This window comes from Fortiea sp. LEGE XX443 (assembly GCF_015206815.1).
Taxonomy (GTDB): Bacteria; Cyanobacteriota; Cyanobacteriia; order Cyanobacteriales; family Nostocaceae; genus Nostoc_B.
Window position 1 is genome coordinate 1 of record NZ_JADEXZ010000093.1, and the last position, 19,076, is coordinate 19,076.

General features: G+C 41.6%; 20 protein-coding genes. 12 read left to right on the top strand and 8 right to left on the bottom strand.

Annotated elements, in window-relative coordinates:
• Positions 1-865: 865 nt before the first annotated feature.
• Both scpB and ispD read right to left on the bottom strand, forming a co-directional pair.
• Entirely contained in the window at positions 866-1,420 is a 555-nt protein-coding gene (gene scpB / locus IQ259_RS23960; RefSeq protein ID WP_193888520.1) for an SMC-Scp complex subunit ScpB, read from the bottom strand.
• Positions 1,421-1,706: 286 nt separating this feature from the next.
• On the bottom strand, positions 1,707-2,387 hold the full coding sequence (ispD, locus tag IQ259_RS23965) for a 2-C-methyl-D-erythritol 4-phosphate cytidylyltransferase (protein ID WP_193888521.1): 681 nt from the start codon (positions 2,385-2,387) through the stop codon (positions 1,707-1,709).
• A gap of 150 nt (positions 2,388-2,537) precedes the next feature.
• Here ispD and IQ259_RS23970 point away from each other — a divergent pair, with 150 nt between their 5' ends.
• The 3 genes from IQ259_RS23970 to IQ259_RS23980 all read left to right on the top strand — a co-directional run bounded on the left by IQ259_RS23970 (position 2,538) and on the right by IQ259_RS23980 (position 5,037).
• Entirely contained in the window at positions 2,538-3,497 is a 960-nt protein-coding gene (locus IQ259_RS23970) for a glycosyltransferase family 9 protein (RefSeq protein WP_193888522.1), read from the top strand.
• Positions 3,498-3,752: 255 nt separating this feature from the next.
• On the top strand, positions 3,753-4,724 hold the full coding sequence (locus IQ259_RS23975) for a sodium-dependent bicarbonate transport family permease (RefSeq protein ID WP_193888534.1): 972 nt from the start codon (positions 3,753-3,755) through the stop codon (positions 4,722-4,724).
• A 4-nt stretch (positions 4,725-4,728) separates the two neighbouring features.
• Positions 4,729-5,037 carry a P-II family nitrogen regulator gene (locus tag IQ259_RS23980; protein ID WP_193888523.1) on the top strand — a complete coding sequence of 103 codons (309 nt, stop codon included), beginning with the start codon at positions 4,729-4,731 and terminating at the stop codon, positions 5,035-5,037.
• Between the two features lie 125 nt (positions 5,038-5,162).
• Here IQ259_RS23980 and IQ259_RS23985 read toward each other — a convergent pair whose 3' ends face one another.
• The 3 genes from IQ259_RS23985 to IQ259_RS23995 all read right to left on the bottom strand — a co-directional run bounded on the left by IQ259_RS23985 (position 5,163) and on the right by IQ259_RS23995 (position 9,876).
• Positions 5,163-6,293 carry a CO2 hydration protein gene (locus IQ259_RS23985; protein WP_193888524.1) on the bottom strand — a complete coding sequence of 377 codons (1,131 nt, stop codon included), beginning with the start codon at positions 6,291-6,293 and terminating at the stop codon, positions 5,163-5,165.
• 97 nt (positions 6,294-6,390) lie between these two features.
• Complete coding sequence (locus tag IQ259_RS23990) at positions 6,391-7,887, bottom strand: NADH-quinone oxidoreductase subunit M (protein WP_193888525.1); 1,497 nt, start codon at positions 7,885-7,887, stop codon at positions 6,391-6,393.
• A gap of 132 nt (positions 7,888-8,019) precedes the next feature.
• Complete coding sequence (locus IQ259_RS23995; protein ID WP_193888526.1) at positions 8,020-9,876, bottom strand: NAD(P)H-quinone oxidoreductase subunit F; 1,857 nt, start codon at positions 9,874-9,876, stop codon at positions 8,020-8,022.
• A 645-nt stretch (positions 9,877-10,521) separates the two neighbouring features.
• Here IQ259_RS23995 and IQ259_RS24000 point away from each other — a divergent pair.
• From IQ259_RS24000 to IQ259_RS27655, 9 genes are all read left to right on the top strand, one after another.
• Complete coding sequence (locus IQ259_RS24000) at positions 10,522-10,830, top strand: carbon dioxide-concentrating mechanism protein CcmK (RefSeq protein WP_006276527.1); 309 nt, start codon at positions 10,522-10,524, stop codon at positions 10,828-10,830.
• Positions 10,831-10,921: 91 nt separating this feature from the next.
• Positions 10,922-11,269 carry a carbon dioxide-concentrating mechanism protein CcmK gene (locus tag IQ259_RS24005; RefSeq protein ID WP_015111750.1) on the top strand — a complete coding sequence of 116 codons (348 nt, stop codon included), beginning with the start codon at positions 10,922-10,924 and terminating at the stop codon, positions 11,267-11,269.
• Positions 11,270-11,277: 8 nt separating this feature from the next.
• Positions 11,278-11,577, top strand: coding sequence for a EutN/CcmL family microcompartment protein (locus IQ259_RS24010; RefSeq protein ID WP_193888527.1), 300 nt, complete (start codon positions 11,278-11,280; stop codon positions 11,575-11,577).
• A gap of 98 nt (positions 11,578-11,675) precedes the next feature.
• The gene (locus IQ259_RS24015) at positions 11,676-13,328 is read left to right on the top strand and encodes a ribulose bisphosphate carboxylase small subunit (protein ID WP_193888528.1); all 1,653 of its coding nucleotides are present in this window, start codon (positions 11,676-11,678) and stop codon (positions 13,326-13,328) included.
• A 207-nt stretch (positions 13,329-13,535) separates the two neighbouring features.
• Complete coding sequence (locus IQ259_RS24020; protein ID WP_193888529.1) at positions 13,536-14,282, top strand: transferase; 747 nt, start codon at positions 13,536-13,538, stop codon at positions 14,280-14,282.
• A 177-nt stretch (positions 14,283-14,459) separates the two neighbouring features.
• Entirely contained in the window at positions 14,460-15,227 is a 768-nt protein-coding gene (locus tag IQ259_RS24025) for a BMC domain-containing protein (RefSeq protein WP_339383986.1), read from the top strand.
• Positions 15,228-15,495: 268 nt separating this feature from the next.
• Entirely contained in the window at positions 15,496-16,425 is a 930-nt protein-coding gene (locus IQ259_RS24030; protein WP_193888530.1) for a LysR family transcriptional regulator, read from the top strand.
• Positions 16,426-17,101: 676 nt separating this feature from the next.
• Entirely contained in the window at positions 17,102-17,449 is a 348-nt protein-coding gene (locus IQ259_RS24035) for a hypothetical protein (protein WP_193888531.1), read from the top strand.
• A 78-nt stretch (positions 17,450-17,527) separates the two neighbouring features.
• Complete coding sequence (locus IQ259_RS27655; RefSeq protein ID WP_255525549.1) at positions 17,528-17,656, top strand: hypothetical protein; 129 nt, start codon at positions 17,528-17,530, stop codon at positions 17,654-17,656.
• Between the two features lie 3 nt (positions 17,657-17,659).
• On the opposite strand, the gene IQ259_RS24040 is transcribed toward IQ259_RS27655, so the two are convergent.
• From IQ259_RS24040 to def, 3 genes are all read right to left on the bottom strand, one after another.
• Positions 17,660-17,860, bottom strand: coding sequence for a hypothetical protein (locus IQ259_RS24040; protein WP_193888532.1), 201 nt, complete (start codon positions 17,858-17,860; stop codon positions 17,660-17,662).
• A gap of 172 nt (positions 17,861-18,032) precedes the next feature.
• Positions 18,033-18,236, bottom strand: coding sequence for a hypothetical protein (locus IQ259_RS24045; protein WP_015111729.1), 204 nt, complete (start codon positions 18,234-18,236; stop codon positions 18,033-18,035).
• A 10-nt stretch (positions 18,237-18,246) separates the two neighbouring features.
• Positions 18,247-18,810, bottom strand: a complete 564-nt coding sequence (gene def / locus IQ259_RS24050) for a peptide deformylase (protein WP_193888533.1) — start codon at positions 18,808-18,810, stop codon at positions 18,247-18,249.
• Positions 18,811-19,076: the final 266 nt, after the last annotated feature.

Consider the following 19,076-nt stretch of genomic DNA (forward strand, 5'->3'; position numbering starts at 1 on the left):
TTGCATGTGTCAGAAAATCAGTTACGTTCATTGGTTTGAGGAGATGATGTCATGCTGACTATTTTAGGCTTAATAGAGTTAGTGTAACTATATATGTAAATTTTTGTATCAGCATTCAACATTTCTGGTTTGCTAGTTTATACTCTAGCACAAAGAGAGATTAGAGCGGCTTTAAAATCCTTCAACTATACTGTAAAGAATCAATTAGGAAAAGCTATAAATAATCCGACAATGCGGTGGATATTTCAATGTTTTCAATCAGTTCATCTTGTGACTTTTCACCAAAAAACAGAATTTTTAAATTTGACATCCGAAATGAAGTACATTCTCCTATTCCTCCCAGAAGCTTGCCGTAATTACTATAGATATATAAGTTGATTTATGAATAATATTAATATTTTATTTATCCAATTTGACTCATTAATAAAATTCATGAGCTACAGTTTTTATGGCGTTTTTAACTTTATTTATAGATAATTATAATTTACAATGATATTTTAAGTCTCTAAGAATAAAATTATATTATCAAATTTTCTCTTAAACCACCCTCGTTATTTATTGCTTCTTCTTGAGAATACATTTGAGCAATTTTTCTATCCCAAATGTATTTTTTTCTAGATAAATGTATTCTTTTACTCTTTTTTTCTAAATTTGCTCCCGTAATAACCGATGGTGACAGTTAAGGGTGCGGAATGTGGGTAGTATCAAAGTTAACTCTGTTTATTTATGGAATAAATACTTAATCTACTGAGTTATACAAAACTCTTACTTACGTTAGCCTAAAGATTTTCAACTGTCACTATTGTTACTGCATTTGCTTGTGTATGTTTATGCTTATGCTGTGAAAAAATCTCTTTTCTCGCCTCTAGTCTCTAACTTCTGCTAATTCCTCTTCAATGGCGAGGTCTAGTTCTAGTTGTTGTTCTTGGGTGTCAAATGGTTGGGGAAGTTGCTCGATTTGAAAGTACTGATGAAATTTTGGTGTTATTTGTAACGAGTAGGAACGCGATTCTTGATCTCGGCGTTTTTTGACAAAACCGAGTTCGACTAATTCAGGAACGTGTTGGTAAACACCTGAACCTCGCAAGTTAATTAAATCGCTTTGCAGTATGGGGCTATTGAGGGCGATCGCAGCTAAGGTACGCAATGCACCTAGTCCTAATTCTACAGGAATCAGTGTTTGCACTAAATCATGAAAATCAGACCGCAGTTGGAGGCTATAACCATCCGTGGTTTCAACAACTTCTAAGGCGCTATCTCTGCGAGCATAATTGTCTATGAGTTCAATTATGCCCTCTTGGGCAGTGGCGCGATCGCAAGCGGCATACTCGGCTATTTCACTGAGCGACAAAGGTTTACCTTTCAAGTAGAGAATCGCTTCTATTTTTGTTGCTGTCTTGGTCGCGGTAGCTGTTTTCATTAGGCGTTAGTCAATGGTCAATAGTCACTTTTAACTGACAACGGATGACTGATAAGTAGGTCGGTGTTTAAAATTGTCGTTATGACAAGGCAGGAGGCAGAGGTCAGAGGGCAGAAGGGAAGAGGTTTTCAAGCTACTTTACTTTCCGTTACATAGTTCGGTTTATTTGCACCTTTCTACTTAACTGACAATTAATAAGTGTGTGGCATCATACTAGCTATTGTTGCAAAAGTCAAAAGGTATATTAACAATTCTCAATATATATAATTGCTCTTATGCCCACATTTTATTGTCGGTGGCTGAGAATAAATTCAGCGATCGCTAAATCTTGGGGAGTTGTCACTTTCAAATTTGTCTCTTCACCCTCAACAATGCGGACTTCCATACCGCACCTTTCAAATAAAGCGGCATCGTCAGTCACTTCCCAACCTTGACGAACACCTTCTGCGTGGCACTGTTTCAACAATTTGACGTTAAATCCTTGGGGAGTTTGCGCTGCCCACAAATGCTGTCGGTCGGGTGTACTTTGAATTATGCCACTTTCATCAACAACTTTAATTGTGTCTTTGACTGGTATGGCGGCAATCAAACCACCACAATGACAAATTGCTTCAGCACAAGCATTAAGTAAATTTGGTGTAGCTAAACATCTAGCACCATCGTGGATCAATACTTGTTCGGCATCTTGTGGTAGTGCCTGCAAGCCGTTGTAAACAGATTCTTGACGGGTAGTACCGCCAATAATAAGTTCTACAGGTTTAGTTAACTGCAAATCAGCGAGAATGTCCTTAAAATCTGGCCAATCACTAGGTTGAGAAATAATCCCAATCCAATTGATGGAACTTGCCGCTTCGGCTGCCAATAGAGTCCAAGCAATAATTGGTTTTGACTGCACCTCAAGCAAGAGTTTATTACGGTTGCTACCCATTCTTTTGCCAACTCCGGCAGATGGAATTAATAAATACACAGAATTCCTCAATCACAAAACTAGGGACTTATGAAGGCCAAAGGCTGAAATATTATAGATATTACACTTCAGACTTCCGACTTCATACTTCATACTTCCCAATACCTATATTCCCCTAAAATAAGGAGCGAGTAAGCGTCAATAATTATTATGCGAGTAGTAGCCCTTGTACCTGGCGGAATTGGCGACCAAATTCTCTTCTTTCCGACTTTAGATGATCTGAAGCGCTATTATCCCAACGCTCAGATACATGTCGTTACGGAACCTCAGTCAAAGGCTGCCTACCGGGTGAGCAAGTCAGTTCACGAGGTACTAACCTTTGATTATAAAGATCGTAACAGTTTAGCAGATTGGGGTAATTTGGTAGGCTCAATTCGCGATCGCGAGTATGATGTCGCCATTGCTTTTGGGCAAAGTTGGCTAGTGGGACTGATGCTCTGGTTGACAGGGATTCCTATGCGTATCGGCTTCCAAGGCAAAGGAGCAGTTTTTCTAACTCATGCTCTGCCGTTTAATCCATCCCAGTATGCAGCAGCGGCGTATCACGATTTGCTAAAACCATTAGGTATCACCACACCTCTGCCAGAGTTAGCGGTAAATGTACCAAAAGCAGATATTGAATGGTCACAAAATGAACAAAAACGTTTGGGAGTGAATGAAACAGGCTACGTTTTGATTTATGGTGGTGTTGATCCAGCATCGCGGGTTCAAGGTGCTGATAAAATATATCCTGTTGAGAATTGGCAGCCCATTGTTCAAGAATTTCAACTGAAGCAGCCAGATATGCCTGTAGTTGTCATTCAAGGTGCTGATGATGAACTATTTGTGCGATCGCTCCGAGAATCCTGTCCTGGAATTAAGGTGACATCTCCTGATAATGCAGGTAAGTTGACAGCCATGATTGCGGGGGCAAACTTGATGCTGTCTACCGAAAGTGCGCCATTACAGTTGAGTGTTGCAGTCCAAACCTATACCATCGGTCTATTTGGTTCCTCAGATCCAGGGAAGTTGTTACCAAAAAGTGAAAAATTCCTCGCCATTAAATCCCCGACTGGGAAAGTGGCAGATATTTCACCCACAACAGTTTCCGAGAAAATTTGGGGCGGTTAATACCATTTGGGATTTTGCGAAAACAGCAACTATCCAAAAATACAAAATGGTGTGGTGAAACTTGGCTCCTGAGTGCCAGCACCGCACCATTTTTATATATCTAATGCGATGTGCGACTTATTTTTAAAACCCCTCTCCCCTACCAGAACTACCGTACCCGATCGCGGTTAACTGAGCAAAAGAATTTTAGATGTGTACAATATTACCCTAAACTTATTTATGAGTATTTAGCTAATTTTGGGAGGCATGGTGGAAATGGATGTCAGCTTGGTAATATCTAACATCTTGAATCCACCTGTGTTAGCTTTCTTTCTGGGAATGCTGGCGGTGTTACTTAAATCGGATTTAGAAATTCCTGCACCTATACCTAAACTATTTTCTTTGTATTTACTGTTTGCCATCGGGTTTAAGGGTGGGGTGGAACTGGTTAAAAGTGGTATCAATCAAGCAGTTATCCTCACCCTTTTAGCTGCGATGTTGATGGCGTGCATTGTCCCGGTTTACACCTTTTTTATTCTGCGAGTCAAGCTAGATACTTACAATGCAGCTGCGATCGCAGCTACCTATGGTTCCATTAGTGCTGTTACTTTTATCACTGCTAGTTCCTTCCTGACTCAACTCGGTATTGAGTTTGATGGGTTTATGGTTGCAGCCCTTGCCCTGATGGAATCACCAGCAATTGTGGTGGGTTTAATATTAGTTAACGTTTTCACAATAAATGAAAGCGATCGCGAATTCAATTGGTCAGAAATATTACAAGAAGCTTTCCTGAATAGTTCTGTATTTTTACTAGTTGGTAGCCTGTTGATGGGTGTCTTAACCGGAGAACATGGCTGGCAAACTTTAAAACCCTTCACCCAAGATATGTTTTACGGTGTGCTGACTTTCTTTTTGTTAGATATGGGACTGTTAGCTGCCAAAAGAATCAAAGATCTGCAAAAAACAGGTGTTTTCCTGATTCTGTTTGCGATACTAGTACCAATTTTCAATGCTGGAATAGCTTTATTAATTGCCAAAGCGATCGGAATGCCACAAGGAGATAGTCTTTTGTTCGCCGTTCTGTGTGCCAGTGCTTCTTACATTGCTGTACCAGCGGCCATGCGGCTAACTGTTCCTGAAGCTAATCCGAGTTTATATGTTTCTACTGCTCTAGCTGTGACTTTCCCTTTTAATATTATTGTAGGTATACCCCTATATTTATACGGCATTAATATATTGTGGAGATGAAACAATGCAGCCAGTGAAACGGTTAGAAATATTTGCTAATTATGTCGAACTCGGTAAGATTTTAGAAGCTTTAGAAAAGGCAGGTGTAGTTGGACACTCAGTTATTAAAGATGTAGCCGGCAAAGGAACAAGAGGCAAAGTTGCAAATGATCTGGCTATGACAATGCTAGACAATGTTTATATCATTGCCTTTTTTCCCCCCGACAAATTGACTTTGGTAGAATCAAATATTCGCCAAACTCTCAATAAGTTTGGCGGAGTTTGTTTTATTTCTGATGCAATGGAAATTGAGACTACTAGATGTGTTGGATGAAGTATGAAGTGTGAAGTGTGAAGTGTGAAGTGTGAAATCAAGAAATCCTTACAGTCAGCTTGAAAGCAGTTTGTAATTGGTGCTTTATTCACACCTTAGCGTACTAGCGTTTTTTACTCAGCACTCTAGCTATTAACATCATTTAACCGTGAAGTGACAAACCTATCCATCCATTTTTCCAAATAAACTCGATTAGCATTTTGCTCTGATGGATTTTGGGTATCAATAGGATAAGGCATCAATCCTAAAATTGCTGCTGTGGTGACGCAAAACATCGACTTTTGGAAACTTATACAAATTTGTACCCGCAAATCATCTTCACCCCGAATTTGACGACGATAAACGGCGTGTAAATATTCTGGTAAATAATGCCGCATATCCTGCATCAGCAAGGTAGGAGGAATACCAGCACCACCAATGGGTAAAGGATCGGCATACAAAGCACCATACTGGAATCGGGCTTGATCTGGAGGAATTTGATAGGCTTGAGCATTGTAGGAAACTGTGCCATGAAAAGGAGTTCCTCTAAAGAAAACTGCCTCGACATAGGGTATTGCTGTATCTGCTAGAAATGTTAAACCAATTTTTTCTGGAATCATTTCGTAGACTTGATCTTGAATTTTTACTGCATAGGTAATCGGCTTTAGAGCATCTGCTACCAAGCCTGCTTTAATATGGTCTACAACTTGGGGAATTGATTTAATTTTGCCTTGATCATAGAGGTCTGATAAGCTGAGAAAAATATCAGCCATAACTCGCCAGAATTGACCTAAACCACTGTAGTAAGCCGAAACGCGCAACTGTTCAATTAAAAAGTCAGGAAACAGTTGATTCAATCCCAAAATAAAAGGATTATTTTTAAATTTTGCGGTGATAACTGCTTTAGTTCGTTCTTGAAATTCTTTTGTATCTAAATAGGCATCTAATCCACCGCCACCATGCCACATCATGGCTTTCAAGCAATATTCTGCATATTCATAATTGATGCGATCGTGCCACCAATGACGGAGTAATTTCTGAAAAGAAAACTCTCCGTTAAAGTATTTAAAAAAGGGAAAAAATACTAAAAATTGATGGTCAGCAATGTAGATAAGATTATTGGAGTAGGCATCTAAAACTACACCATAGCTTTTGAGGATGCCAACTACTTCTAAAACATTTTCTGGGTTATCAGGTAGTAATGCTCCACCTGTTTGTAATTTTGCAACATAGTCAGCTAAAGGATGATTAGCTGGCTTCTTTTTCATGGTTACCATTGCTATTTCTCCAAATGAGGAATGCGGGGGATGAAGGGATGATGGGGAGAAGAGGGGACGCAAAGAGTTACAAATGACTCTTTTTCATCCCCAATTTCTATTTTTTTGGCTTCTCGACAGAAACTGTTGCGACTACGTGATCTACATTCATCATGGCAGTGATTGTTGGTTCAATCCAGCGAGATAACCAAACGGGTTGGATGCCGAAAATCACAATCAGCATAGCTAACACCACAGATGGCAGGCGATCGCTCCAATATATTCGTGGTAAATTAACTACCTGTGCAGATAAGCGCCCAAAAAATGCCCGATTCATTAAGATGAGGAAGTAAACCGCAGTCAAGCCAGTTCCTAGCATAGATAGTAGGGTTTGCGCTGGAAAAACTGCAAAGCTACCCCGAAAAATGATGAATTCGGAAATAAAACCGATCATTCCCGGTATACCAGCGCTGGCCATAACTCCCAAAACCATCAAGCTACCAATAACTGGCATTCCTCTTTCTGGATTTAATAGTCCTCGAATGACTTCTAAATCACGGCTACCAGCTTTTTTGTAGACTACTCCAACTAGCAAAAACAGCAAGGCAGAAATTAAGCCGTGACTAATCATTTGCATGACGGCACCCAATACACTCAGAGGTGTACCCGCGGCAGCTGCTAGTAGCACATAGCCCATATGCCCAATGGAACTATAGGCTACCATTTTTTTCATGTCAGTTTGAGCGATCGCGCAGGATGCACCATAAAGTACACTGACTACTGCCCAAGTGGCTAACCAAGGTGCGGCATAATTCCAAGCGTCGGGTAACAAGTTCATGCCAAATCGCAGTAAACCATAAGTTCCCAATTTCAACAGCACTCCAGCTAACAGCACCGAAATTGGTGTGGAGGCTTCAACGTGAGCATCGGGTAACCATGTGTGGAAGGGAACAAGGGGTATCTTAATCCCAAACCCAATCAAAATCCCTACCAGTAATAAGAGTTGAGTTGCTAATGGTAAGGATGCTGCATTTAAGTTGGCTAAGGCAAAGTTAGAACCACCACTCAGCCAAACCATACCCAAGAAACTTGCCAAAAGCAAAATGCCGGATATGGCAGTGTAGATGAGAAATTTTGTGGCGGCGTAACCTCTTTTTGCACCACCCCAAATGGCAATTAATAGGTATAGGGGAATTAATTCCAGTTCGTAAAATAGGAAAAATAGGAGTAAATCCTGGGCGAGAAAGGCTCCAGTGACCCCGGTGCTTAGGAGTAGTATGAGTGAGTAATAAAATCGTGGACGCTGTAAGGAAATATCGCTGCTGGAGATGGCAATACAAGTTAACAGTCCATTTAAAACCAGTAGCGGTAAAGATAAACCATCTATTCCGAGGTTATAACTTAACCCTATAGCATCTACCCAAGGGACAAACTCGCTAAACTGTTGGTTAATTTCTCCTGGGTTGAATTGAATTGCCAGAAAAATTGACCACACAAAAGCCAGCCCAGCAAAGACAAAAGCCATACTACGAGCGAGTTTTGCATCCAGGACAGTAGGCCAGAAACCGATTAAAGCCGCACCCAATAGCGGTAGCAAAATTAATGCACTCAGCATAAATTAAAGGGAATAGGAAGTAGGGAGTTGGGAATAGGGGTAGGGATTAGAGATTAGTATTTTTTACTCAGCACGGGCTTGCGCCCCGCTACGCTCTAAGCGCAGCCATGCCCGCAGGGCTTTACAGCACTTTTAAAAATGCAAGTTATTTAGAAGTCCTAATGACCAGCTAATGAAGAAACCTAGGGCGCTGACAACTACGAGGATGGTCAACATATATCCTTGAGATCGGCCAGAAATGCTGTACCTTAAACTTTGCCCACCGAGAATGGTGACAATACCAACCAAGTTTACTAGACCATCGACTAGATAGCGATCGCTCCAAGCAGATATTTTAGACAGCAATGCTACTGCTCCAACTACTGTCAATTTATAGATGCGGTCTATGTAAAAATCGTAACCCAGCAAGTCCTGTAAAAATCGCCACGCCAGCATTCTTGATCTTGACCAAGCTTTATGCAGGTACATTGTAGAACCTATACCTACTCCTAATACAGTAGAAGCAAGTAGTACTGATACTACATACCAGTTAATACTTTCTCTATCTGGTAGTAAGTACCATTGCTGAAGCATGAGGGGTAATATTAAAGTCAGTATGGTCAGCGTCACCATTGGAAATGCCATCTGCCAGCCAACTTCAGGCGCACGGCGAGTTTTTTGTTGGGGTGTACCCCAAAAGATCAACCTGAATACGCGGGTCAAGTTTAAGGCTGTCAAACCATTCACAATGACTAAAACGGCAATTACCCAAGGGCTAATCGTTACCAAACCATCAGCCCATGCCAGCATAGACCAAAAGCTTCCCAGTGGTAGTAATGTAATCATTCCAGCCGCGCCTACAACAAAGGCGGTGGTGGTGGCTGGCATCCGCGACCATAAACCGCCCATCTCTGTTAAATCCTGGGTGCTGGTGGTGTATATAATTGAGCCGGAACTCATAAATAATAATGCTTTAGCGATCGCATGAGTTAACAGCAACATTACGGCTACACCGCCTTGTTGCAAGCCTACCGCCAAAAACACTAGTCCCATATATGCACTTGTGGAATGAGAGAGCGATCGCTTAATATCAATTTGTGCCAGCGATACTAATGTCGCACCCACTGCGGTCACTGTACCCATCACAATTAAGGCATTCAATGCCACTGGTGATAGAACTAAGATTGGTTGCAGTTTGTATAGTAGATAAGCACCACCAGCTACCACGAGGGAATTCCGCATCACTGAAGCGGGATTTGGCCCTTCCATGGCTTCATCTAACCACAGGTGTAAGGGAAACTGCGCGCACTTACCCGCAGGACCTGCAATTAATGCCAACCCCAATAAAGTTGATGCTACTGGACTTAAGTTCGCTGTTTGCGCCCACTCATACAAATCAGAAAAATTCAAACTGTCAGCCCAATTAGAAAGGGTCACTACAGCCATCAGCAATAACAAATCTCCCACACGCTTGGTTAAGAAAGCATCCCTCGCCGCCGTCACTACCAAAGGTTGAGCGTACCAAAACCCCACCAACAAGTAAGTAGAAAGGGTAAGAACTTCCAACAAAGCATAGCTGAGAAACAGGGAATCACTGATTGCTAAACCACTCAAGGCTGCTTCAAAAAAACCAAGTAGGGCAAAAAATCGCGCCAGCGACCAATCCTTCTCTAAATAGCCTAGGGCGTAAATTTGTGCTAACAGACTTAACCCTGTAATTAAAACTGTTGCCCCAACGCTCACAGGCGAGAGTTCTAAAGCAAAGGATAAGTTTAAATCCGCCGCTTTAAACCAGCTAATCAGTAAATTTTCTGGGTCTCTGTTCCAAATATCTTTAAAGACAAATAAGCTATGAACAAAAGCCACAACGGTGGTCAACAAGTTGAAATAGGCCGCGGGTCTAGGTCCTGTTCTCCTAATTATTCCCATCCCCCAGGGCAAAGTTAAAAGTGCGCCTATTAAGCTGTATAAAGGCACGCACCAACTTGTTGAAAATAGAAACTGATTCATTTAATTTGTGTACCTTGACGACGCAGCATTACTTTTTTATCTGTTAGAAAACAACCCTTGATTAAAAAAATACTGTCAAAACTAAATTAGTGTTTTACTTAATTTGCCATAAGTGTTTTTTACTTAAATGTTTTTGCATAGAGTTCGATTATATTTAATTTACATATTTGAATGCTCTTTTTTTCACTTAGATCATACTCATTTGTAAATTTCTATTTCTAACTTTTAGCAGAGAAGTTTATAAGATATATTTAAAAAATTTATCTGGTTTTTAGTTATTACTGTCAACATACTACAAAACAGAGGAAAGATAGAAACTGCAAAAGATGCAACAGTTTGTCCTTCCTCGCCAGAAGAAATTAATCTGGGCTATGAATAGCGTTTTTTATATGTAATGAAGAAATTATAAAGCATAAGCGGCTGCTCTTGTAACTGCTGGACTTAAAGAGAGCAGAACCCTGGCATAACAAAGAATTAAGTTTTTTAAAACTTTTTTATCACAAACTATTATACTAATTTATATTGCCAGGGGAGCCAAGCTTTCCTATGCTTATTTTGGAAGTGTCTTTTAGCTCAAGATGAGCTTCCCCGTCAAAAGTTTCAAACCACAGTACTGATTGGATTAAAATTTTAGGAGTTTCTGCGATGCCAATTGCAGTTGGAATGATTGAGACTAAGGGCTTTCCAGCAGTAGTAGAAGCTGCTGATGCAATGGTGAAAGCTGCCCGTGTAACTTTGGTAGGATATGAAAAAATTGGTAGCGCTCGCGTGACCGTAATTGTGCGGGGTGACGTGTCTGAGGTACAAGCCTCAGTGGCAGCAGGAATAGAAGCGGCAAGAAGAGTAAATGGTGGTGAAGTGCTATCAACTCACATCATTGCCCGTCCCCATGAAAATTTGGAATACGTCTTGCCGATTCGTTACACAGAAGCTGTGGAACAGTTTCGCACTTAAAAGCTGAATCAACAAAGTAAGTAACGGGGTTGCCTTCTTGAGCTTGGCTTTTGTTTTGTTTGAAAAACGTTTAATTTAGGGATGAGAACTAATGTCAATCGCAGTGGGAATGGTTGAAACGCTTGGCTTTCCAGCAGTAGTAGAGGCTGCTGATGCAATGGTAAAAGCGGCGCGTGTTACTTTAGTAGGCTACGAAAAAATTGGTAGTGGTCGGGTGACAGTAATTGTTAGGGGTGATGTTTCGGAAGTGCAAGCTTCTGTAGCAGCAGGGGTTGAATCAGTTAAGCGGGTCAATGGTGGACAAGTACTGTCTACTCATATTATTGCCCGTCCTCATGAAAACTTGGAATACGTTCTACCAATTCGGTATACAGAAGATGTAGAACAATTCCGGGAAAATGTGAACGCAATTCGTCCTTTCGGCGGCAGAAGACCATAACATAAATAATGCAGATTGCCAAAGTACGTGGCACAGTAGTTAGCACCCAAAAAGAGCCAAGTCTTAGAGGTGTGAAACTGCTGCTGTTGCAATTAGTGGATGAAGAAGGAAATATCCTGCCACAATACGAGGTAGCAGCAGATATTGTCGGAGCAGGAGTCGATGAGTGGGTGCTGATTAGTCGTGGCAGTGCCGCTCGTCAAATTCTTGGCAACGAACAACGCCCTTTGGATGCAGCAGTGGTGGCGATAATTGATACCATTTATGTTCAAGATCGCCTCATTTACAGTAAAAAAGATCAGATATAGATAGTCAACAGTCAACGGTCAACAGTCGGTAAACTATGGACTATTGACCATAGACTATTGAGCATTGAAAAAAAGCTTAATTCAGGAGGAATCTTGCGATGGCAGTCAGCAGCACGGCGGCACCCCCAACCCCGTGGTCAAAAAATTTAGCTGTGCCAGAAATTCACGAAACCTCATTTGTACACTCCTTCTCCAACATTATTGGAGATGTGCTGATAGGTGCAAATGTAATCGTTGCTCCGGGGACTTCGATTAGAGCGGATGAAGGTACGCCTTTTTATATCGGTGAGAATACCAATATCCAAGATGGTGTCGTGATTCATGGATTAGAGCAAGGCCGAGTTATTGGCGATGATGGCAATAATTATTCGGTTTGGGTTGGTAAAAATGCTTCTATCACCCACATGGCTCTTATTCATGGCCCAGCTTATGTCGGGGATAATTGCTTTATTGGCTTTCGCTCCACAGTATTTAATGCCAGAGTGGGTGCAGGCTGCATCGTGATGATGCACGCTTTAATTCAAGATGTAGAAATTCCCCCTGGTAAATATGTACCGTCGGGAGCGATAATTACCAGCCAGCAGCAAGCTGACCGTCTGCCAGATGTGCAAGACCAAGACAAGGAATTTGCCCATCACGTAGTGGGAATTAATCAGGCACTGCGGACTGGTTATCGTTGTGCTGCGGATAGCAAATGTATTGCACCCATCCGGGATGAATTAGCTAAATCTTATACAAGTAATGGTGTTACTGTTTTAGAGTTGGAAAGGAGTAGTGAAGTGGCAAGCAATAGCTTGGGTGGAGAAATAATAGAGCAGGTGCGCTATCTGTTGGAGCAAGGATATAAAATTGGTACAGAACACGTAGATCAAAGACGTTTCCGTACAGGCTCTTGGACTAGCTGCCAACCAATTGAAGCAAGATCCGTCGGTGAAGCTTTATCAGGATTGGAAACCTGTCTAGCAGACCACAGTGGTGACTATGTGCGCTTATTTGGTATTGACCCTAAAGGTAAGCGACGGGTGTTAGAAACGATTATTCAACGCCCAGATGGTGTGGTGACAGCAAATACAACCTTTAAAGCCCCTGCTAGTACAGGTAGCTTCAGCTACAATGGTAACGGTAACAGCAATGGCAATGGTAGTGGTAGTGGCACAATTAGTACTGAAACCGTAGAACAAATTCGCCAGCTATTAGCTGGTGGTTACAAAATTGGTACTGAACATGTAGATGAGCGCCGTTTCCGTACAGGTTCCTGGGCTAGTTGCAAACCTATTGAAGCAACTTCGACTAATGAAGTTGTGGCTGCTTTGGAAGAATGTATTTACAACCATCAAGGCGAGTATGTGCGCTTGATTGGCATTGACCCGAAAGCCAAACGACGGATATTAGAAAGTATTGTTCAACGACCAAATAGCCCTGTTGCTGCACCTAGTAGTCAAAAACCTTATGCTAGTGCAGCTAGTACAACAGCAACAGCTACTAGCACCCGGTTGAATACAGAAGTTGTAGACCAACTCAGACAGTTACTGACTGGCGGTTATAAAATCAGTGCAGAACACGTAGATCAAAGACGTTTCCGTACAGGTTCTTGGTCTAGCTGCGGTCAAATTGAGGCAAAATCTGAAAGAGATGCGATCGCAGCTTTAGAAGTATACCTCCATGAATATCCAGGTGAATACGTGCGGTTGATTGGTATTGACCCCAAAGCCAAGCGTCGGGTGTTGGAAACAATCATTCAACGTCCATAGTAGTGCTGAGTTGAAAGTGCTGAGTTGAAAGCATTGACTTAACTTTGAACCAGAATATTTAGTCACACTAACCCTAAACTGTAAGTGATTAAAGATGCTGAATTTTACTCAGCACTCAGCGAGAAGTTGCGTGCGGGGGTTCCCCCCGTTGAGCAAACTTCGGTGACTCAGCACTCGGCACTTCTATCTTCCGAGGTTTAATTTTCCATGTCTGTGCCGCCACTGCGCCTCCACAATAACTTTGAGCCTTACATTAGTGGCGAGGTGACTGTTCATCCAAGTGCAGTCATCGCACCTGGTGTGATACTCCAAGCGGCTACCAACAGCAAAATCATTATTGGCCCAGGTGTATGTATTGGGATGGGGTCGATTCTGCAAGTTAATGAAGGAACCCTCGAAATAGAAGCAGGAGCCAACTTGGGAGCCGGTTTTTTGATGGTGGGAAGGGGCAAAATTGGTGCTAATGCTTGTATTGGAGCAGCAACAACAGTTTTTCATTGTTCTGTAGAACCGGCACAAGTAGTACCAGCAAGTTCGGTTTTAGGAGACACTAGTCGTCCGATTAGTTTCATAGAACCACAGGAACCATCCACGCATAAACCGGCTTCTACAGATCCTCAACAGTCACAAGAAGAGGACAATAATTTAAGGGAGAGTGAGGAAAAGGTAATTTCAGCTTCCTCAACTAATTTCACAGCCTCAGCTTTCTTTGAGTTGAAGCACCAGTCTGTTTCTGTATCACCATCTGCGCCTACACCGACTGCCCAACCTCCTCCGACTGAGGAAATTGCAACTGCGGCTAGTGCATCAGAACTTAGTTCTGACAACCCCGACTCATCCGAGATTTTTGGCACTCAAATTTATGGACAAGGGAGTATTCAAAGGCTGTTAACTACATTATTTCCCCATAGGCAAACCTTGAACAATCCTATTTCTGACGAACCGCCTGAATAAGTGTTAATTGTAAGTTGTCCTCTGAAGTATGAAGAGTTAAGTATGAAGTATGAATTATGAAGGATGAAGTCTAAAATCACTTTTTTCATTCTTTACCCTTTATCCTTCAGCCCACCCTTAGGGAAGCTGCCCAAAGGGCATCTACATGCTTTACTGTGAGTATCCTGGAGAATTCAAGTGGAAACATATAATCGGGCATCGCGTCAGCGAGATAGCTTCAAGGATACCGCCTTGGGTTTGGTATCCACCCTCAGCTTTCCTGCAATAGTTGGGACAGCTGACATGATGCTTAAATCAGCTGGGGTTCACTTAGTTGGATATGAAAAAATTGGTAGTGGTCATTGTACGGCAATTGTCAGGGGTGGAATTGCTGATGTACGTTTAGCAGTTGAGTCTGGTGTCCAAACTGCTGAACAGTTTGGGCAGTTGGTTTCTAGCTTGGTGATTCCTCGCCCTTTTCCCAACCTTGATGTAATACTGCCAATTACCAATAGACTAAGTAAATATATGGAAGAAGGTAGTTATAGCCGTCTGAGTAACTTAGCTATCGGACTGGTGGAAACACGGGGATTTCCAGCGATGGTAGGAGCTTGCGATGCCATGCTAAAAGCTGCTGATGTACAGTTGGCAGCTTATGAAAAAATTGGTTCGGGTTTATGTACAGCCATTATTCGTGGCTCTGTTGCTAATGTCGCAGTAGCCGTGGAAGCTGGTATGTTTGAGGCAGAACGCATTGGGGAATTGAACGCAGTAATGGTCATTCCTAGGCCTTTAGATGAATTAGAACAAACTTTACCTGTCGCAAGCTGCTGGATAGAAGAACGGCAACCATTAAAGTTGCCAATTAATATCAAGGAGCAAGTCGCCGAAATAGAAGTACTGCAATTACCAGATTTGACTAAGTTACCGGTGAAAGTTCCCGAAGAATTATGGAATGATGAATGATGAATCATGAGTGATGAATTGCAGGAAATCCTCATTCAGCATTCAGTATTCAGCATCCATCTTTAGCTGAAAGGCATCTTACGCTTCGCTTGTTGTTTTGATGATAACTTCTCTGAACTATAAGTCAAATATCTTTCTTCTAATAGCGAAAATAGATTTTTCTCTATACTAAAACTCATAACTTTGTATGAGCAACACAGCATTATTTGCAGGTATTCAGTGATACTAGTTTTATATCTATAGAATCGCTATTAGAGGAGAATCACCCTTGAACCAGGCGACGCTACACCAGTTGAAGGTGTTCGAGGCGGCGGCGCGACACGGCAGCTTTACCCGTGCGGCTGAGGAACTATTTCTTACCCAACCCACTGTTTCGATGCAAATCAAACAATTGACTAAATCGGTGGGGTTGCCCTTATTTGAGCAGGTGGGGAAACGTTTATATTTGACAGAAGCAGGTAGAGAATTATTCGCTACTTGTCGGCAGATTTTTGAGACTATTGCCCAGTTTGAAATGAAAGTTGCTGATTTAAAAGGGCTAAAACAAGGACAATTGCGCTTGGCAGTAATTACTACAGCAAAATATTTTATCCCACGTTTGTTAGGGCCATTTTGCGAACTTTACCCAGGAATTGATATTTCTCTGCAAGTCACAAACCACGAAAAAATTATCGAGCGGATGACGAATAATCTGGATGACTTATATATTATGAGTCAGGTTCCAGAGCATTTAGATGTGAATTGTGAACCATTTTTAGATAACCCGTTGGTAGTATTTGCACCTGCTAATCACCCACTAGCGAAGGAAAAAAATATTCCTATTCAACAGTTAAATGATCAACCTTTTATTATGCGAGAACCAGGTTCAGGAACTCGCCGTGCTGTGCAGAATCTGTTGGAGGAACATGAGGTAAAAGTAAAAGTTAAGCTGGAACTAGGCAGTAATGAAGCAATTAAACAAGCGATCGCAGGTGGTTTAGGAATTTCTGTTTTGTCTCGTCATACCTTACTGACAGATGCAGCAGAATTCAGCATTCTGGATGTACAACACTTCCCAATTAAGCGATCTTGGTACATGGTTTATCCCGCAGGTAAACAGTTATCGATTGTGGCTCGGACTTATTATGAGTATTTACTTGATGCTGCAAAGAAGTTTATTGAGCAGACCGAAATTCTGGCTTTCAGTACAGTTGATTAAGTCTTTCATTTTTAGTGTGAACCTGGTGAGTAGTAAACAATACTAGCTCTGATACTTTTTCATCCTTGGTAATGCAAAAAGTTCCACGTTGCTTGATGGGTAGAACCTTAACTAATCCAAATTAATCAGCAGTGTGATTTGATACGAAGGAAAACTGGCAGTGGTGAACCCGGAAACATATTCTTGGCGAAAAACAGTCCCAACCCAAGTAGTAGCTGTGACAGCTTACACCGATACAGCCTTAGTTACGAGATGAGGTGTAGTCTCGTTAACAGGCTTGGAACGGGAATTAGTTATTACATCACTGCCAGTAACTAATGATTGGTGGTAAACTAAGATGTTGCTCTTGTTTCCTAAAAATCCATAAGGTAGCAGCACCTAATGAGAGAGCAACAAACAAAGATATTGAAAAACTAAATGGATATTGAGCAGGAATTCTCAACCAAGAGCGAGTAAATTCATTTCTATCAAATAAGCTTGGTAGAGCCAATAGTAACAAAAAAGGTAGACTACAAATAAAGATAAAAATAGTCTTTTTAACTGCAATGTAACGAACCTCATTCTGGTTATTTTGCAAGCAAAAATCTCCTATTTTTTGAGCAGCTACTGGAAAGATATAGGAATTATAAATTATTTTTTACAAAAAATTTTAAGCAGGGTTGGCAATATTATGACTATGAGTAACTCTCAACCTCCACTACCGCAACCCCAACTAGAAAAAGCGGGTATTACATTTGATCAGTATGTAGAATTTACTCCAGAAAAGTTGGAACTGTGGGACGGATATCTAGGCTATGGTGGACAAAACCAACTTGGGTTCCATTTGGCTGTGTTAAGAAATATGGGGCTACTCACAGCAATTCGTCATACGGAATTGTCACTGTGGATAGAAGCCTTAGATCGTCATCTAAGAGAAAAGCTAGAAACTGCCAGCGCTCAACCGGAAGTAGCCGAAGTAATGCTAAATCGCCTGAATCGAGCAATGGAAGATTTGGCAGCAGTCGCAGAGTATTTGGAGGCATAGCAAGATAAAAAGCGATCGCTTCTCTTTCAGAGGCGCTACCGCGAACGGCCTTGGCGATCGCTTACCGCTTTTCCTCTTTTGAAAATTCTTACGCCTGAAGGACAACTAATCGTCACACTAAAAGAATTTGTGCAAGAGGAGGTACAACATACCGATCGCCTAGCCGCAAAACTGCGAGAATTAAATATCGAGCCAGACGCTGTTTAGCATCTAAGAATCTTCAGGAAATACCCATTTTGGCGGTTCCGTCATTTTTTTACGTAGGCGTTCTTCAGCGATCGCCAGCATTTCGTCCAAAGAAGTCTCTTTGATAAATTGTGAGGCTGCTTCTCTAAACTCGATATTGGGGCATTTATCCCCTAAAATGCAACCGTTGACGCAGGCTTCCGCGCAGTTAATTTTCGGCTCCACAGTCAATTCCTCTCTAATTAGGGCGTTTTTCTACCCATAAGATAAATTTTACCTGCTTACCTAAAAAGTATTGAGTACCGAGTTACCGAAGTTGAGAAGTAGAGAAAAATAAAAGGTAAAAGGGTGAACTTTGGTGTTTTGTCATCCTTTTACCTTTTTATATACCTGATGCTTATTTAATGTTAGCCCTTGCGTCCCTCACTGCGGCAATAAAAAATAATCCTGTCAGAGGAATACTTAATCCTAAAATAATTGCAGTAGTTTGGAAGCCTAAATCTGGTTGTCCATAACTGAGTTCAAACACCGAACCGACTGCGGCGATCGCTGTTATGCAAGACGCACCTAGAAACAAACCGCTTTTTGGAGTTAAATACACTACTAGCCCCCTATGCTACTGGTTTCACCGCTTGATACGAGAAGCCATTCTTAGATAACTCCTGTGCCAAAGTCAAGGAATTCTCTACCCGATCTACAAATACTACACCATTGAGGTGATCCATTTCGTGCTGAATGCAGCGTCCGAGTAAGTCGGTTGCTTTTAATGTCTGGGGACGGCCATATTCATCTTTGTAAGCAACTTCTACGACTTCGGGACGTTTCACATCCAGGTAAACGTTGGGAATGCTCAAACATCCTTCTTGAGCAACGCAGATTTCCTGGCTTACTTGTTTAATTGTGGGATTAATTAATACTAGTGGTGGATTATCTGGGTTATCTGGTTCGCAATCGATGACAATTAGTTGTTTATGAATTCCTACCTGGGGCGCAGCCAAACCAATGCCATCACTGCTGTACATAGTTTGCAACATTTCCCGCACCAGTTGACGCAGTTCGTCATCAATTTTTGTAATGCGTTTTGCAGGTTGACGCAGTGCGCGATCGCCCAGATAGTGCAGTTTCAAAGGCGGATTTTTTAACTTTTTTTTCTCAACAGCAATTTCAGAGGGCATGATTTTTTGATGGCTTAATTGTGCAAATTCCTACTAACTCAATTCTATCAATCTCAGTTAAGGGACTTCCAGAGAATAAAGTATACAACTTATGAAAATGATAATCATTCTGGTGGCGGGAAGGGAAAGGTTGCTAACGGCAACCTTTCCCTTCCCTTTTTGTAGTAAATTCAATGATGATTCGATTTTGGATGTGCATAGGTGTCAATGGAATTAACAGATTCACTAAAGCATTTGTTGAAGGAAACTGCACAGCAATTAAAAGG

What these genes read in the sequence shown, in the direction of transcription:
- IQ259_RS23980 (WP_193888523.1), top strand. Translation starts at nt 4,729, where the DNA reads ATGCAGCCAGTGAAACGGTTAGAAATATTTGCTAATTATGTCGAACTC.
- IQ259_RS23995 (WP_193888526.1), bottom strand. Translation starts at nt 9,876, where the DNA reads ATGAATCAGTTTCTATTTTCAACAAGTTGGTGCGTGCCTTTATACAGC.
- IQ259_RS23985 (WP_193888524.1), bottom strand. Translation starts at nt 6,293, where the DNA reads ATGGTAACCATGAAAAAGAAGCCAGCTAATCATCCTTTAGCTGACTAT.
- IQ259_RS23990 (WP_193888525.1), bottom strand. Translation starts at nt 7,887, where the DNA reads ATGCTGAGTGCATTAATTTTGCTACCGCTATTGGGTGCGGCTTTAATC.
- IQ259_RS24005 (WP_015111750.1), top strand. Translation starts at nt 10,922, where the DNA reads ATGTCAATCGCAGTGGGAATGGTTGAAACGCTTGGCTTTCCAGCAGTA.
- IQ259_RS23975 (WP_193888534.1), top strand. Translation starts at nt 3,753, where the DNA reads ATGGATGTCAGCTTGGTAATATCTAACATCTTGAATCCACCTGTGTTA.
- IQ259_RS24020 (WP_193888529.1), top strand. Translation starts at nt 13,536, where the DNA reads ATGTCTGTGCCGCCACTGCGCCTCCACAATAACTTTGAGCCTTACATT.
- IQ259_RS24035 (WP_193888531.1), top strand. Translation starts at nt 17,102, where the DNA reads ATGAGTAACTCTCAACCTCCACTACCGCAACCCCAACTAGAAAAAGCG.
- IQ259_RS23970 (WP_193888522.1), top strand. Translation starts at nt 2,538, where the DNA reads ATGCGAGTAGTAGCCCTTGTACCTGGCGGAATTGGCGACCAAATTCTC.
- IQ259_RS24015 (WP_193888528.1), top strand. Translation starts at nt 11,676, where the DNA reads ATGGCAGTCAGCAGCACGGCGGCACCCCCAACCCCGTGGTCAAAAAAT.
- IQ259_RS24000 (WP_006276527.1), top strand. Translation starts at nt 10,522, where the DNA reads ATGCCAATTGCAGTTGGAATGATTGAGACTAAGGGCTTTCCAGCAGTA.
- def (WP_193888533.1), bottom strand. Translation starts at nt 18,810, where the DNA reads ATGCCCTCTGAAATTGCTGTTGAGAAAAAAAAGTTAAAAAATCCGCCT.
- IQ259_RS24010 (WP_193888527.1), top strand. Translation starts at nt 11,278, where the DNA reads ATGCAGATTGCCAAAGTACGTGGCACAGTAGTTAGCACCCAAAAAGAG.
- scpB (WP_193888520.1), bottom strand. Translation starts at nt 1,420, where the DNA reads ATGAAAACAGCTACCGCGACCAAGACAGCAACAAAAATAGAAGCGATT.